Annotated in this window: 18 protein-coding genes; all 18 read right to left on the reverse strand. The window is 65.7% G+C overall.

The window, feature by feature from the left end:
* Positions 1–3: 3 nt before the first annotated feature.
* The 18 genes from rplN to K7C20_RS16675 all read right to left on the reverse strand — a co-directional run bounded on the left by rplN (position 4) and on the right by K7C20_RS16675 (position 15592).
* Positions 4–372: a 50S ribosomal protein L14 gene (gene rplN, locus K7C20_RS16590; RefSeq protein ID WP_003992364.1), complete on the reverse strand. Its 369-nt coding sequence runs from the start codon at positions 370–372 to the stop codon at positions 4–6.
* Between the two features lie 107 nt (positions 373–479).
* Positions 480–761, reverse strand: coding sequence for a 30S ribosomal protein S17 (rpsQ, locus tag K7C20_RS16595; RefSeq protein ID WP_006604882.1), 282 nt, complete (start codon positions 759–761; stop codon positions 480–482).
* A complete protein-coding gene (rpmC, locus tag K7C20_RS16600; protein ID WP_030074787.1) occupies positions 761–985 on the reverse strand; it encodes a 50S ribosomal protein L29 in 225 nt (74 codons plus the stop codon). The genes rpsQ and rpmC overlap by 1 nt, the downstream gene beginning before the upstream one ends.
* Positions 985–1404, reverse strand: coding sequence for a 50S ribosomal protein L16 (rplP, locus tag K7C20_RS16605; RefSeq protein WP_006604880.1), 420 nt, complete (start codon positions 1402–1404; stop codon positions 985–987). Before rplP ends, rpmC begins: the two co-directional genes overlap by 1 nt.
* Positions 1405–1409: 5 nt before the next feature.
* Positions 1410–2237 carry a 30S ribosomal protein S3 gene (rpsC, locus tag K7C20_RS16610; protein WP_030986147.1) on the reverse strand — a complete coding sequence of 276 codons (828 nt, stop codon included), beginning with the start codon at positions 2235–2237 and terminating at the stop codon, positions 1410–1412.
* On the reverse strand, positions 2237–2584 hold the full coding sequence (gene rplV, locus K7C20_RS16615; protein WP_037839423.1) for a 50S ribosomal protein L22: 348 nt from the start codon (positions 2582–2584) through the stop codon (positions 2237–2239). Before rplV ends, rpsC begins: the two co-directional genes overlap by 1 nt.
* Positions 2585–2627: 43 nt before the next feature.
* Positions 2628–2909: a 30S ribosomal protein S19 gene (rpsS, locus tag K7C20_RS16620; RefSeq protein ID WP_018090899.1), complete on the reverse strand. Its 282-nt coding sequence runs from the start codon at positions 2907–2909 to the stop codon at positions 2628–2630.
* 12 nt (positions 2910–2921) lie between these two features.
* A complete protein-coding gene (gene rplB / locus K7C20_RS16625; protein WP_030074780.1) occupies positions 2922–3758 on the reverse strand; it encodes a 50S ribosomal protein L2 in 837 nt (278 codons plus the stop codon).
* 39 nt (positions 3759–3797) lie between these two features.
* Positions 3798–4121 (reverse strand): 50S ribosomal protein L23, encoded by a 324-nt coding sequence (gene rplW, locus K7C20_RS16630; protein WP_030074778.1) that lies wholly within the window; start codon positions 4119–4121, stop codon positions 3798–3800.
* Complete coding sequence (gene rplD, locus K7C20_RS16635; protein WP_030074776.1) at positions 4121–4774, reverse strand: 50S ribosomal protein L4; 654 nt, start codon at positions 4772–4774, stop codon at positions 4121–4123. Before rplD ends, rplW begins: the two co-directional genes overlap by 1 nt.
* Positions 4775–4782: 8 nt before the next feature.
* On the reverse strand, positions 4783–5427 hold the full coding sequence (rplC, locus tag K7C20_RS16640) for a 50S ribosomal protein L3 (RefSeq protein WP_018090903.1): 645 nt from the start codon (positions 5425–5427) through the stop codon (positions 4783–4785).
* Positions 5428–5441: 14 nt separating this feature from the next.
* On the reverse strand, positions 5442–5750 hold the full coding sequence (rpsJ, locus tag K7C20_RS16645; protein ID WP_003948644.1) for a 30S ribosomal protein S10: 309 nt from the start codon (positions 5748–5750) through the stop codon (positions 5442–5444).
* A 479-nt stretch (positions 5751–6229) separates the two neighbouring features.
* Positions 6230–7423 carry an elongation factor Tu gene (tuf, locus tag K7C20_RS16650; RefSeq protein WP_006604872.1) on the reverse strand — a complete coding sequence of 398 codons (1194 nt, stop codon included), beginning with the start codon at positions 7421–7423 and terminating at the stop codon, positions 6230–6232.
* A 154-nt stretch (positions 7424–7577) separates the two neighbouring features.
* A complete protein-coding gene (gene fusA / locus K7C20_RS16655) occupies positions 7578–9698 on the reverse strand; it encodes an elongation factor G (RefSeq protein WP_030074773.1) in 2121 nt (706 codons plus the stop codon).
* A 39-nt stretch (positions 9699–9737) separates the two neighbouring features.
* Complete coding sequence (gene rpsG / locus K7C20_RS16660) at positions 9738–10208, reverse strand: 30S ribosomal protein S7 (RefSeq protein ID WP_004571813.1); 471 nt, start codon at positions 10206–10208, stop codon at positions 9738–9740.
* A gap of 2 nt (positions 10209–10210) precedes the next feature.
* Positions 10211–10582, reverse strand: coding sequence for a 30S ribosomal protein S12 (gene rpsL, locus K7C20_RS16665; RefSeq protein WP_003948652.1), 372 nt, complete (start codon positions 10580–10582; stop codon positions 10211–10213).
* A 392-nt stretch (positions 10583–10974) separates the two neighbouring features.
* On the reverse strand, positions 10975–11460 hold the full coding sequence (locus K7C20_RS16670; protein WP_030074771.1) for a DUF1707 and DUF4190 domain-containing protein: 486 nt from the start codon (positions 11458–11460) through the stop codon (positions 10975–10977).
* 232 nt (positions 11461–11692) lie between these two features.
* Positions 11693–15592 (reverse strand): DNA-directed RNA polymerase subunit beta', encoded by a 3900-nt coding sequence (locus tag K7C20_RS16675; RefSeq protein ID WP_030074769.1) that lies wholly within the window; start codon positions 15590–15592, stop codon positions 11693–11695.
* Between the last annotated feature and the right edge of the window lie 62 nt (positions 15593–15654).

Consider the following 15654-nt stretch of genomic DNA (forward strand, 5'->3'; position numbering starts at 1 on the left):
CGGTTACAGCACCTCCGGCGCGAGCGAGATGATCTTCATGAACTTCTTCTCGCGCAGCTCCCGGCCCACGGGGCCGAAGATGCGGGTGCCGCGGGGGTCGCCATCGTTCTTGAGGATGACGGCCGCGTTCTCGTCGAAGCGGATGTACGAGCCGTCCGGACGGCGGCGCTCCTTGACGGTGCGAACGATGACCGCCTTGATGACGTCACCCTTCTTCACGTTGCCACCGGGGATCGCGTCCTTCACGGTGGCGACGATGACGTCACCGATGCCCGCGTAGCGGCGACCGGAACCACCGAGAACACGAATGCAAAGGATTTCCTTCGCACCAGTGTTGTCGGCGACACGCAGTCGCGACTCCTGCTGGATCACGTCTATCTCCTGTTTGTCTGCCGGTTCCCGGCAGGGGCTTTCCTCTGCTGAGGCGAGCCCCTGCCGAGCCTGGCGGAACTGTTCCTAGGGAGTCCCCCTAGGAGGGATTACTTGGCCTTCTCGAGGATCTCGACGATGCGCCAGCGCTTGGTGGCGGACAGCGGCCGGGTCTCCATCAGGAGGACGCGGTCGCCGACGCCGGCAGCGTTCTGCTCGTCGTGCGCCTTGAGCTTGTTGGTACGGCGGATGACCTTGCCGTACAGCGCGTGCTTGACGCGGTCCTCGACGGCGACGACGACGGTCTTGTCCATCTTGTCGCTGACGACGAGACCCTCACGGGTCTTGCGGAAACCGCGCTCGTTCGTCTCAGTCACATTCTTCTCGCTCATCAGGCGCTCTCCACCGTCTCGATGCCCAGCTCGCGCTCACGCATCAGGGTGTAGATCCGGGCGATGTCCTTACGGACGGACTTGAGCCGACCGTGGTTCTCGAGCTGTCCGGTCGCCGCCTGGAAGCGGAGGTTGAACAGCTCCTCCTTGGCCTCACGAAGCTTGCCGACGAGGTCCTCGTCATTCAGCTCGCGCAGCTCGGTCGCCTTGATACCGGCCGCCATCACGACTCACCTGCCTCGCGCCGCACAATGCGGCACTTCATCGGAAGCTTGTGGGCGGCGCGGGTCAGCGCCTCCTTGGCAACCTTTTCGTTCGGGAAGGACAGCTCGAACATCACCCGACCGGGCTTGACGTTCGCGACCCACCACTCCGGAGAACCCTTACCGGAACCCATGCGGGTTTCGGCCGGCTTCTTCGTGAGCGGGCGGTCCGGGTAAATGTTGATCCAGACCTTGCCGCCACGCTTGATGTGACGGGTCATCGCGATACGAGCGGACTCGATCTGACGGTTCGTCACGTAAGCCGGGGTGACGGCCTGAATGCCGTACTCACCGAAGGCCAGCTCGGTGCCACCCTTGGCCATACCGCTGCGCTTCGGGTGGTGCTGCTTGCGGTGCTTGACCCTGCGAGGGATCAGCATGTCGGTCAGGCCTCCGTTCCGGGGGTCTCCGCCGGAGCAGCGGCAGCGGCCTCGGCCTTGGGGGCCTCGGCAGCGGCGGTCTGCTGCTGCGGCTTGCGGCCACCGCGGCCGCCACGCTCGCCACCGCGGCGCGGGCGGTCGTTGCCGCCACCGCGAGCCGGGCGGTTACCCGCACGGGCGGCAGCGTTCTCGGCACGCACCTCGGCGATGTTCTTGACGTCGCCCTTGTAGATCCAGACCTTCACGCCGATACGGCCGAAGGTGGTCTTGGCCTCGAAGAAGCCGTAGTCGACGTTCGCACGGAGCGTGTGCAGGGGCACACGGCCCTCGCGGTAGAACTCCGAGCGGGACATCTCGGCGCCGCCGAGACGGCCGCCGCACTGGATCTTGATGCCCTTGGCGCCGGCCTTCATCGTCGACTGCATGCTCTTACGCATGGCGCGACGGAAGGAGACGCGGGAGGAGAGCTGCTCGGCGACGGCCTGGGCCACGAGCTGAGCATCGGTCTCGGGGTTCTTGACCTCGAGGATGTTCAGCTGGACCTGCTTGCCGGTCAGCTTCTCCAGTTCGCCACGGATGCGGTCGGCCTCGGCGCCACGGCGGCCGATGACGATGCCCGGACGAGCGGTGTGGATGTCAACGCGGACGCGCTCACGGGTGCGCTCGATCTCCACCTTGGAGATACCGGCGCGCTCCATGCCCTTCGTCATCATGCGACGAATGGCGACGTCTTCCTTGACGTAGTCCTTGTACAGCTTGTCGGCGTACCAGCGCGACTTGAAGTCGGTGGTGATGCCGAGCCGGAACCCGTGCGGGTTAACCTTCTGGCCCATTACCGGGTTCCTTCCTTGCTGCTGACGACCACGGTGATGTGGCTGGTCCGCTTGCGGATCCGGTAGGCACGGCCCTGAGCACGCGGACGGAACCGCTTCAGGGTCGGGCCCTCGTCGACGTATGCCTCGGAGATGACGAGGCTGCCGGCGTCGGTGTGGTCGTAGTTGTGCGCGGCGTTGGCAATGGCGCTGTCCAGCACCTTGCCCACCGGCACGCTCGCGGCCTGCGGGGCGAAACGCAGGACCGCCTGAGCCTCCGTGGCATTCATGCCACGGATAAGGTCCACCACGCGGCGGGCCTTCATGGGCGTGACGCGGATGTACCGCGCCTGGGCCCTGGCTTCCATGGTTGTCCCTTCGGTGTCAGTCATAGTCTTCGCACTCCGCCGATCAACGACGCCGCGACTTGCGGTCGTCCTTCTCGTGGCCGCGGAAGGTGCGGGTCGGCGCAAACTCGCCGAGCTTGTGGCCGACCATCGACTCGGTGACGAACACCGGGACGTGCTTGCGGCCGTCGTGCACCGCGATCGTGTGGCCGAGCATGGCCGGGACGATCATGGAGCGGCGGGACCAGGTCTTGATGACGTTCTTGGTGCCGGCATCGTTCTGAACATCCACCTTCTTGGAAAGGTGGTCGTCGACGAAGGGCCCCTTCTTGAGACTGCGCGGCATCTAAACCCGCTCCTAGCGCTTCTTGTTCGTCTTGCGGCGGCGGACGATGTACTTGTTGCTCGCCTTCTTCGGCGAACGAGTACGACCCTCCTTCTGACCCCAGGGCGAGACCGGGTGGCGACCACCGGAGGTCTTGCCCTCACCACCACCGTGCGGGTGGTCAACCGGGTTCATCACGACACCACGCACGGTCGGGCGGACGCCCTTCCAGCGCATACGGCCGGCCTTGCCCCAGTTGATGTTCGACTGCTCGGCGTTGCCGACCTCGCCCACAGTGGCGCGGCAGCGGACGTCGACCAGGCGGATCTCACCGGACGGCATGCGCAGGTGGGCCATGCGGCCCTCCTTCGCCAGCAGCTGCACGGAGGCACCGGCCGAGCGGGCGAACTTCGCACCGCCGCCCGGACGCAGCTCGATCGCGTGGATCGTCGTACCCACGGGGATGTGACGCAGCGGCAGGTTGTTGCCCGGCTTGATGTCGGCGCCAGCGCCGTTCTCAATCCGAGCACCCTGGGCCAGGCCACGGGGCGCGATGATGTAGCGCTTCTCGCCGTCTGCGTAGTGCAGCAGCGCGATGCGCGCGGTGCGGTTCGGGTCGTACTCGATGTGCGCGACCTTGGCCGGCACGCCGTCCTTGTCGTGACGACGGAAGTCGATCACTCGGTAGGCGCGCTTGTGGCCACCGCCCTGGTGGCGAACGGTCACACGACCGGCGTTGTTACGGCCGCCCTTGCTGTGCAGCGGGCGGACCAGCGACTTCTCCGGCGTGGACCGCGTGATCTCGACAAAGTCGGCGACGCTGGAGCCACGACGGCCCGGGGTCGTCGGCTTGTACTTGCGGATACCCATTTCTCAGTCCTCGTCCGATTCCGGACGACTCGGACTCCGTTAGGAGACCGGGCCGCCGAAGATGTCGATACGGTCGCCCTCGGCGAGGGTCACGATGGCGCGCTTCGTGTCGGCGCGCTTGCCGTAACCGGTGCGGGTGCGCTTGCGCTTGCCCTGCCGGTTGATCGTGTTGACCCCGGTGACCTTGACCGAGAAGACCGCCTCGACGGCCTGCTTGATCTGGGTCTTGTTCGAGCCCGGCGCGACGATGAACGTGTACTTGTTCTCGTCCAGCAGGGCGTAGCTCTTCTCCGAGACAACCGGCTTGACGAGAATGTCGCGCGGGTCCGAGAAGGTCTTGCTGGTGACGACGGCCTCACTCATCAGGCGTCGCTCCCTTCGGTCTCAGCGTTGGCCTTGGGGCCAGACACGAAGGACTCGAAGGCGGCCTTGGTGAAGACCACGTCGTCGGAGACGAGCACGTCGTACGTGTTCAGCTGGCCCGGCTCCAGGATGTGGACCTGGGGCAGGTTGCGGGCGGACAGCCACGCGGCCTCGTCGCTGCGCTCGGCGACCAGGAGCACGTTCTTGCGCTCGCTGACCTTGCCGAGGAGAGTCTTGGCGGCCTTGGTGGAGATGTCGCCCTCGACCACGCCGGCAACGACGTGGATACGGCTGTTGCGGGCCCGGTCGGTGAGGGCACCGCGCAGGGCGGCGACCTTCATCTTCTTCGGGGTCCGCTGGCTGTAGTCACGCGGCACGGGGCCGTGGACGATGCCACCGCCGGCGAACTGCGGCGCACGGGTCGAACCCTGGCGCGCGCGGCCGGTGCCCTTCTGGCGGTAAGGCTTCTTGCCACCGCCGCGGACCTCGCCGCGAGTCTTGGTCTTGTGCGTGCCCTGACGGGCAGCGGCCAGCTGTGCGACAACGACCTGGTGGATCAGCGGAACGCTGACCTTCGCGTCGAAGATCTCCGTGGGGAGCTCGACGGTACCGGCCTTGTCGCCTGCCGGCGAAAGGATGTCAATGGTGCTCATCGGTTACCTCAGGCCCCCTTGGCCGCGGTACGGACCAGGACGAGGCCGCCGTTCGGACCAGGAACTGCGCCCTTGATGAGCAGCAGACCCTTCTCCGCGTCAACGGCGTGGACGGTCAGGTTCTGGGTGGTGACCCGCTCATTGCCCATACGGCCGGCCATCCGCATGCCCTTGAACACGCGGCCCGGGGTGGCGCAGCCACCGATGGAGCCAGGCTTACGGTGCACACGGTGGGCACCGTGGGACGCCTTGCCGCCGTGGAAGCCGTGACGCTTCATGACGCCGGCGAAGCCCTTGCCCTTGCTCTTGCCGGTCACGTCCACCTTGACGCCGGACTCGAAGGTCTCAGCGGTCAGCTCCTGGCCGAGGGTGTACTCACCGGCGTCGGTGGTACGGACCTCGACGAGGTGACGACGGGGGGTGACGTCGGCCTTCGCGAAGTGGCCCTTGAGGGGCTTGTTCACCTTGCGCGGGTCGATCTCGCCGAAGGCGATCTGGACGGAGTCGTAACCGTCCTGGTCATTGGTGCGCACCTGGGTAACGACACAGGGGCCGGCCTTGACCACAGTGACCGGGACGACACGGTTGTTCTCGTCCCAGACCTGGGTCATGCCGAGCTTCTCGCCCAGGATGCCCTTGATCTGCTTAGCCATCTCTTCCGCGCCTCTCAGAGCTTGATCTCGATGTCAACGCCGGCCGGAAGGTCCAGGCGCATCAGCGAGTCAACGGTCTTGGGCGTCGGGTCGAGGATGTCGATCAGGCGCTTGTGCGTGCGCATCTCGAAGTGCTCGCGCGAGTCCTTGTACTTGTGCGGCGACTTGATGACGCAGTACACGTTCTTTTCAGTGGGCAGCGGCACCGGGCCCGCGACCGACGCACCAGTACGGGTCACCGTTTCGACGATCTTCTTCGCCGAAGAGTCGATGACCTCGTGGTCGTAGGCCTTGAGCCGGATGCGGATCTTCTGTCCCGCCATGGCTACTTCGTAGTCCTGTCTCTCGTAAACGCTCTGGGACCCGATGCGCTGTGCTCCCTGAGGAGCACTGTTCTTCTCCGACCCCCGCGGTCGGGCGTGTCGCACCCCTTCCCGTAAATCTCCGTAAAGGAGATCCTTCAGAAGGAGTAGGCAGGGGAAGAACACCCACCGGGCGCCTGGCCGAGGCACCCCGCTGACGCTTCCCGGAAGATTCCCGTATTTCCGACCCTGAGAAGGGACGACGAATACCTGGGACTCGCTTCCAGTCCTCCCGGCGGGAGGCGCGCAGCATCGGCACTCAACCGAGCAACCTGGACAGTGTGCCACACCTGGGACGCGTAAGGCTAATCGGGGCCCAACTGTCAAGGAGCCCCGCCCACCTGATGGCGGGCAGGGCTCCTCGTCATGCTTTTTCGGGGCAGCGCCCCGGACCCCCGGCCCGAAGGCCGGGAGCTACCGGATCAACCGGATCAGCGAAATTACTTCGTGATCTTGGTGACCTGGCCGGCGCCGACGGTCCGGCCACCCTCACGGATGGCGAACTTCAGGCCCTCTTCCATCGCGACGGGCTGGATGAGCTCAACGGTCATCTCAGTGTTGTCGCCCGGCATGACCATCTCGGTGCCCTCGGGGAGGGTCACGACGCCGGTCACGTCGGTGGTGCGGAAGTAGAACTGCGGGCGGTAGTTGTTGAAGAAGGGGGTGTGACGGCCACCCTCGTCCTTCGACAGGATGTACGCCTGGGCCTCGAACGAGGTGTGCGGCGTGACCGAGCCCGGCTTGATGATGACCTGGCCGCGCTCGACGTCCTCGCGCTTGATGCCACGGAGGAGCAGACCGACGTTCTCACCGGCCTGGCCCTCGTCGAGGAGCTTCCGGAACATCTCGATACCGGTGACCGTGGTGGTGGTCTTCTCGGTCTTGATGCCGATGATGTCGACGGTCTCGTTGACCTTGAGGACACCACGCTCGATACGACCGGTGACAACGGTGCCACGGCCGGTGATCGTGAAGACGTCCTCGATCGGCATCAGGAACGGCTTGTCGACGTCGCGCTCGGGCTGCGGGATCGACTCGTCGACGGCGGCCATGAGCTTGAGGACGGAGTCGCCCCACTCCTTGTCGCCCTCGAGCGCCTTGAGCGCCGAGACCTTGACGACCGGAACGTCGTCGCCGGGGAACTCGTACTCGGAGAGGAGCTCACGGACCTCGAGCTCGACGAGCTCCAGGATCTCCTCGTCGTCCACCATGTCGGCCTTGTTCAGGGCGACGACGATGTACGGAACGCCGACCTGGCGGGCCAGGAGCACGTGCTCCTTGGTCTGCGGCATCGGGCCGTCGGTGGCGGCGACCACGAGGATGGCGCCGTCCATCTGCGCCGCACCCGTGATCATGTTCTTGATGTAGTCCGCGTGACCGGGGCAGTCGACGTGGGCGTAGTGACGGTTCTCCGTCTGGTACTCGACGTGCGCGATCGAAATCGTGATACCGCGCTGGCGCTCCTCAGGAGCCTTGTCGATCTGGTCGAAGGCCGAGGCCTCGTTCAGGTCCGGGTACGCGTCGTGCAGCACCTTGGTAATGGCGGCCGTGAGGGTCGTCTTACCGTGGTCAATGTGACCGATGGTGCCGATGTTGACGTGCGGCTTAGTCCGCTCGAACTTCGCCTTCGCCACTGGTTCCTCCTGAAGTGGTTCTGTACGCCTTACTCATCGGCGCCAGGTGATCTTTGCTGGGATGCCGGCTGCCGGGGCATTCCTCACGGATTGCGGGGATTACCCCGGCAGACGGTGTCAAGCCTAAAGCGTGTTCCGACTCTCGGAGACGGAGCTATTCGCCCTTGGCCTTCGCGATGATCTCCTCGGCGACGTTCCGGGGAACCTCGGCGTAGGAGTCGAACTGCATCGAGTAGCTTGCGCGACCCGAGGTCTTGCTGCGGAGGTCGCCGACGTAGCCGAACATCTCCGACAGGGGAACCAGGCCCGTGACGAGCTTGGCGCCGCTGCGCTCCTCCATGGACTGGATCTGTCCACGGCGAGAGTTGATGTCGCCGATCACATCGCCCATGTAGTCCTCGGGCGTGGTGACCTCGACCTTCATCATCGGCTCGAGCAGGGCCGGGGAGGCCTTGCGCGCGGCCTCCTTGAAGGCCATCGAACCGGCGATCTTGAAGGCCATCTCGGAAGAGTCGACCTCGTGGAAGGCACCGTCGAGGAGCGTGACCTTGACGCCGGTCAGCGGGTAGCCGGCGAGAACACCGAACTCCATGGCCTCCTGGCAGCCCGCGTCCACGGACGGGATGTACTCCCGCGGGATACGGCCACCGGTGACCTTGTTCTCGAACTCGTACCCGTCGCCCTCGAGGGGCGCGATCGCGATCTGCACCTTCGCGAACTGGCCGGAACCACCAGTCTGCTTCTTGTGCGTGTAGTCGAGACGCTCGACCGGCTTGCGCAGGGTCTCGCGGTAGGCGACCTGCGGCTTGCCGACGTTGGCCTCGACCCGGAACTCACGCTTCATACGGTCGACCAGCACGTCGAGGTGCAGCTCGCCCATACCCGCGATGATGGTCTGGCCGGTTTCCTCGTCGGTGTGCACCTGGAACGAGGGGTCCTCTTCGGCGAGGCGCTGGATGGCGACACCCAGCTTCTCCTGGTCGCCCTTGGACTTGGGCTCAATGGCGACCTGGATGACCGGGGCCGGGAACTCCATCGATTCCAGGATGACCGGGTTGCCGGCGTCGCAGAGCGTCTCACCGGTGGTGGTCTGCTTCAGACCCATGACGGCGACGATGTCACCGGCACCCACCGAGTCGATCTCCTCACGCTTGTTCGCGTGCATCCGGTAGATCTTGCCGATGCGCTCCTTCTTGCCCTTCACCGAGTTCTGCACCTGCGAGCCGGCCTCAAGGCGGCCCGAGTACACCCGGATGAAGGTGAGCTTGCCCAGGTGGGGGTCGCTCGCAATCTTGAACGCAAGGGCGGAAAGCGGCTCGTCCTCGGACGGCTTGCGCTTGATGACCTCTTCCGGGTCGCTGACCGCGTGGCCCTCAATGGCCTCGACGTCCAGCGGGGAGGGGAGGTAGCGCACGACCGCGTCGAGCAGGGGCTGCACGCCCTTGTTCTTGAACGCGGTACCGCAGAACACCGGGGTGACGGTGGTGTTCTCGGCCTTGCCCGAAGCGATGGTGATCCGGCGGATCGCCGCGTAGAGCTGCTCCACGGTGGGCTCCTGGCCCTCCAGGTACAGCTCCATGATCTCTTCATCGTTCTCGGCAACGGCCTCGAGCAGCTTGCCGCGCCACTCGTCGGCAGCCTCGATGTGGGTGTCCGGGATGTCGACGGTGTCGTACATCTCGCCCTTGGCGGCCTCGGCCGACCAGACCAGGGCCTTCATCGTCACGAGGTCGACGACGCCCTTGAAGTCGGCCTCGGTGCCGATCGGGAGCTGCATCACGATCGGGGTCGCGCCGAGGCGGTCCACGATCATGTCGACGCAGCGGTGGAACTCGGCGCCCGTACGGTCGAGCTTGTTGACGAAGCAGATACGCGGAACGCCGTAGCGGTCCGCCTGACGCCAGACGGTCTCGGACTGGGGCTCGACACCGGCAACGCCGTCGAACACCGTCACCGCACCGTCCAGGACGCGCAGCGAGCGCTCCACCTCGACCGTGAAGTCGACGTGGCCCGGGGTGTCGATGATGTTGATGGTGTTGTCGACGTCTTCCAGCGGCCAGTGGCAGGTCGTCGCGGCAGACGTGATGGTGATGCCGCGCTCCTGCTCCTGCTCCATCCAGTCCATCGTGGCAGCGCCGTCGTGGACTTCACCGATCTTGTAAGAAACACCGGTGTAGAACAGGATCCGCTCGGTGGTGGTCGTCTTGCCCGCGTCGATGTGGGCCATGATCCCGATATTGCGGACCTTGGCCAGGTCAAGCGAAGTGGTGGCCATAGTGGCTCAATCTTCTCTCGGTCTCGATGTGGGTTGCGACTACCAGCGGTAGTGCGCGAAGGCCTTGTTGGACTCGGCCATCTTGTGCGTGTCCTCACGCTTCTTGACCGAAGCGCCGAGGCCGTTGGAGGCGTCGAGCAGTTCGTTCATGAGGCGCTCGGTCATGGTCTTCTCGCGGCGGGCGCGGGAGTAGCCCACGAGCCAGCGCAGCGAGAGGGTGGCGGCGCGGCCGGGCTTGACCTCGACCGGGACCTGGTAGGTCGCGCCACCGACACGGCGGGACTTGACCTCAAGGGTCGGCTTGATGTTCTCGAGCGCGCGCTTGAGCGTGATGACCGGGTCGTTACCGGTCTTCTCGCGCAGACCCTCCATGGCGCCGTAAACGATGCGCTCGGCGGTGGAGCGCTTTCCGTTCAGCAGCACCTTGTTGATGAGGGAGGTCACCAGAGGAGAACCGTAGACCGGGTCGATGATGACCGGGCGCTTCGGGGCGGGGCCCTTACGAGGCATTCTTACTTCTCCTTCTTGGCGCCGTAGCGGCTGCGAGCCTGCTTGCGGTTCTTGACGCCCTGCGTGTCGAGGGAGCCGCGGATGATCTTGTACCGAACACCCGGCAGGTCCTTCACACGACCACCACGCACGAGCACGATCGAGTGCTCCTGCAGGTTGTGGCCCTCACCCGGAATGTAAGCGGTGACCTCGATCCCGCTGGTCAGACGCACACGCGCGACCTTACGCAGGGCCGAGTTCGGCTTCTTCGGGGTGGTCGTGAAAACACGCGTGCAGACGCCACGGCGCTGGGGGGAACCCTCGAGCGCGGGCGTCTTGTTCTTCTCGACCTTGTCCTGCCGGCCCTTGCGGACCAGCTGCTGGATCGTAGGCACCGTTTCTCCGGTTTCTGTGTGCCAGTCTCGGTAAAGCTAACCTGGAACATTCCCCGACCCACGCGGTCGGGTGTGTCGAATACTGCAGTCCGGTCCCTCGCTGGAACGAGTGAGGCGGCAGATTGCGGTGTCAAAACCCGGCTTCCGTGCTGTGGCTCTCCCACCCGAAGGCTGTGGAGATTGCGGGCACGGCAGCCCAGGGACACCCCAGGCACAAGGTCAGAGCGTACCTACCGCATTGGCTGCGGTCAAAACAAATGCACACGCGAAGGACACGCCGGACTCCTCACGGCGATGCGGCCACCGTAGTGCGATCCCCGGCCGGACGGAAGAAGGCGCCACGCCCGGGCGACGGCCCTCCGCCGACGAGCTCCGCCGCCCTCGTACGCCCTTTACAGATTGGTCGCGGCCACCAGGATCGTCACCAGGATGAACAGCGCCCAGCCACCGATCCCCAGCCAGCCGAGGACGAGTCCCGTGATGGCCTGACCGTCCCCGCGCTCTCCGGTCCGCCGGATCTCGGCCCGCGCCTTGTGACCCAGGATCACGGCCGGGATCGCCGTCAGCCCCCATGTCACCGGTGTCATGATCCCGCAGACCAGCGCGCCCGTCGCCGAGCTGTTGGTGTGCACCGGCATGGGCATCTGCATCGGCATCGGCATGAAAGTCGCCGGCACCGGACGCTGCGGCATGAACTGCGCCTGCGGCACCGGCCCCTGCGGAAGATCCGCTACCAGCATCTGCAGTTCGGCATGCGTCTGCGCCTTGTAGGCCCGTGTGATCCGCTGCTCGTACTCCGGCTGAAGCAGCCGCCCCTCGGCAAATCCCGCCTTGAGCACATCGACCGCTCGCTCACGATCGGCGTGCGAGGCACGCATGGCAGGCACCTGATTCGACGGCTGAGCGGGCTGCCCACCCTGCCACGGCTGGAATGCCACTTCGCGAACCTCCCCCCGCTCGACAGTTCTCCTCATCTTCTCATCACAGACGCAGCAATGGGAGGACAAGTTCCCCCGCACGGCCCTCAACCCGCGAGAGGGCCGGCCACAACGCCGCAGGGCGGCCACCCCGCAAGGGATGGCCGCCCTGTTGCTGTCGTACGGACCAGGATTACTGGTTGTACGGACCGTAGTCGTAGTCCTCCAGCGGGACCGCCTGGCCGGAGCCGGTGCCGAAGGGCGAGTAGTCGATGTCGTCGTAACCGACGGCCGAGTACATCGCGGCCTTGGCCTCTTCGGTGGGCTCGACCCGGATGTTGCGGTAGCGGGACAGGCCCGTACCGGCCGGGATGAGCTTACCGATGATGACGTTCTCCTTGAGGCCGATCAGGGAGTCCGACTTGGCGTTGATCGCCGCGTCGGTCAGGACCCTGGTCGTCTCCTGGAAGGACGCCGCCGACAGCCAGGACTCGGTGGCCAGCGAAGCCTTGGTGATACCCATCAGCTGCGGACGGCCGGAGGCCGGGTGGCCGCCTTCCGCCACGACGCGACGGTTCTCGCCCTCGAACTTCGTGCGCTCCACCAGCTCGCCCGGCAGCAGCTCCGCGTCGCCGGACTCGATGATCGTCACACGGCGCAGCATCTGCCGGATGATGATCTCGATGTGCTTGTCGTGGATCGCCACGCCCTGGCTGTTGTAGACCTTCTGGACCTCGCCGACCAGGTGGACCTGGACGGCACGCTGGCCGAGGATCCGCAGCACGTCGTGCGGGTTGACGGCACCCACGGTCAGCGGCTGGCCGACCGTGACGTGGTCGCCCTCGCCCACCAGGAGACGGGCACGCTTGGAGACGCCGTAGGGCATCTCGTCGCTGCCGTCGTCCGGGGTGACGATGACCTTCTTGGTCTTCTCGGTCTCCTCGATACGGACGCGGCCGGCCGCCTCCGAGATCGGGGCGACACCCTTGGGCGTACGGGCCTCGAAGAGCTCGACGACACGCGGCAGACCCAGGGTGATGTCGTCACCGGCCACACCACCGGTGTGGAAGGTACGCATCGTCAGCTGGGTGCCGGGCTCACCGATGGACTGGGCGGCGATGATGCCGACCGCCTCACCGATGTCGACCAGCTTGCCGGTGGCCAGCGAACGGCCGTAGCAGAAGGCACAGGTGCCGACCGCGGACTCACAGGTCAGGACCGAGCGGGTCTTGACCTCCTCGACGCCCGCGTTGACCAGGGCGTCGATGAGCACGTCACCGAGGTCGACGTTCGCCGGGGCGACGACCTTGCCGTCGACGACGACGTCCTCGGCCAGCATGCGTGCGTAGACGCTGGACTCGACGTCGTCCGCCTTGCGCAGCACGCCTGCGGCGTCCTTCGAGGCGATCCGCAGCTTGAGGCCACGCTCCGTGCCGCAGTCCTCCTCGCGAATGATGACGTCCTGGGAGACGTCGACCAGACGACGGGTGAGGTAACCGGAGTCGGCGGTACGAAGGGCGGTGTCCGCCAGACCCTTACGGGCACCGTGGGTGGAGATGAAGTACTCCAGCACGGACAGACCCTCGCGGAACGACGCCTTGATCGGACGCGGGATGGTCTCGTTCTTCGCGTTCGACACCAGACCACGCATACCGGCGATCTGCCGCATCTGCATCATGTTTCCTCGGGCACCCGAGTCAACCATCATGAAGATGGGGTTCGTCTTGGGGAAGTTCTCATTCATCGCCTCGGAGACCTCGTTGGTCGCCTTGGTCCAGATGTTGATGAGTTCCTGCGTGCGCTCGTCCTTGGTGATCAGACCGCGCTCGTACTGCTTCTGGACCTTCTCGTCCTGGGCCTCGTAGCCCGCGACGATGGCCTTCTTGGCCTCCGGCACGACGATGTCCGAGACGGCGACGGTGACGCCGGAACGGGTCGCCCAGTGGAAGCCGGCCGCCTTCAGGTTGTCGAGCGTCGCCGCCACGATGACCTTCGGGTAGCGCTCGGCCAGGTCGTTGACGATCGCGGAGAGCTGCTTCTTGCCCACCGAGTAGTCGACGAACGGGTAGTCCTCGGGCAGCAGCTCGTTGAAGAGCGCGCGGCCCAGGGTCGTCCGCAGCCGGAAGCTGTCGCCCTGCTGCCACTCGGGCTCGCCCTCTTCCGGAACCGGCGGGGTCCAGCCACGGGGCGGGACGGTGCCGATCGGGAAGCGGATGTCGACCTTCGCCTGGAGCGAGAGCTCCTTGGCGTCGAACGCCATGATCGCCTCGGCGGTCGAGCCGAACGCCCGGCCCTCGCCGATGACCTTGCGCTCCTCTTCATCCGTGGTGAGGAAGAAGAGGCCGAGCACCATGTCCTGGGTCGGCATGGTGACCGGACGGCCGTCGGCCGGCTTGAGGATGTTGTTCGAGGACAGCATCAGGATGCGGGCCTCGGCCTGGGCCTCCGCGGAGAGCGGGAGGTGGACGGCCATCTGGTCACCGTCGAAGTCCGCGTTGAACGCGGTGCAGACGAGCGGGTGAATCTGAATGGCCTTGCCCTCGACCAGCTGCGGCTCGAAGGCCTGGATGCCCAGACGGTGCAGGGTGGGTGCACGGTTCAGCAGCACCGGGTGCTCGGCGATGACCTCTTCGAGCACGTCGTAGACGACCGTGCGGCCGCGCTCGACCATGCGCTTGGCCGACTTGATGTTCTGCGCGTGGTTCAGGTCCACCAGGCGCTTCATCACGAACGGCTTGAAGAGCTCCAGCGCCATGGCCTTGGGCAGACCGCACTGGTGCAGCTTGAGCTGCGGGCCGACGACGATGACGGAACGCGCCGAGTAGTCGACTCGCTTACCGAGCAGGTTCTGACGGAACCGGCCCTGCTTGCCCTTCAGCATGTCGCTGAGGGACTTCAGGGGGCGGTTACCGGGACCGGTGACCGGGCGACCGCGACGACCGTTGTCGAAGAGGGCGTCCACGGCCTCCTGGAGCATGCGCTTCTCGTTGTTCACGATGATCTCGGGCGCGCCGAGGTCGAGAAGCCGCTTCAGGCGGTTGTTGCGGTTGATCACACGGCGGTACAGGTCGTTCAGGTCGGAGGTCGCGAAGCGGCCACCGTCCAGCTGCACCATCGGACGCAGGTCCGGCGGGATCACCGGGATGCAGTCCAGCACCATGCCCTTGGGGCTGTTGCGGGTCTGCAGGAAGGCGGAGACGACCTTGAGGCGCTTGAGCGCACGGGTCTTCTTCTGGCCCTTGCCGGTGCGGATGATCTCGCGGAGGCGCTCGGCCTCCTCGTCGAGGTCGAAGGTCTCCAGGCGCTTCTGCAGGGCAGCGGCACCCATGGAGCCGTCGAAGTACGTGCCGAAGCGGTCACGCAGCTCGCGGTAGAGCAGCTCGTCGCCCTCGAGGTCCTGGACCTTGAGGTTCTTGAAGCGGTTCCAGACCTCGTCGAGACGGTCGATCTCGCGCTGCGCACGGTCGCGCAGCTGCTTCATCTCACGCTCGGCACCCTCGCGCACCTTGCGGCGCACGTCGGCCTTGGCACCCTCGGCCTCGAGCTCGGCCAGGTCGGTCTCGAGCTTCTTGGCGCGGGCCTCCAGGTCGGAGTCACGACGCTGCTCGATCTGCTGACGCTCGACGGAGACGTGCGCCTCCAGCGAGGGCAGGTCACGCGTACGACGCTCCTCGTCCACCCACGTGATCATGTAGGCGGCGAAGTAGATGACCTTCTCGAGGTCCTTGGGCGCGAGGTCCAGCAGGTAGCCCAGCCGGCTCGGCACACCCTTGAAGTACCAGATGTGCGTCACGGGCGCGGCGAGCTCGATGTGGCCCATCCGCTCACGACGCACCTTGGCGCGAGTGACCTCGACGCCGCAGCGCTCGCAGATGATGCCCTTGAAGCGGACGCGCTTGTACTTACCGCAGTAGCACTCCCAGTCCCGCGTAGGACCGAAGATCTTCTCGCAGAAGAGTCCGTCCTTTTCGGGCTTGAGGGTGCGGTAGTTGATGGTCTCGGGCTTCTTGACCTCGCCGTGGCTCCACTGACGGATGTCGTCAGCGGTAGCCAGACCGATCCGGAGCTCATCGAAGAAGTTGACGTCGAGCACTATGCGTCAATCCCTCTCAGGGTTGTAAGTCTGTGGTCTGAAACGGGGGTCTTGGGGCCGAC

It is taken from the genome of Streptomyces decoyicus (assembly GCF_019880305.1).
Classification (GTDB): domain Bacteria; phylum Actinomycetota; class Actinomycetes; order Streptomycetales; family Streptomycetaceae; genus Streptomyces; species Streptomyces decoyicus.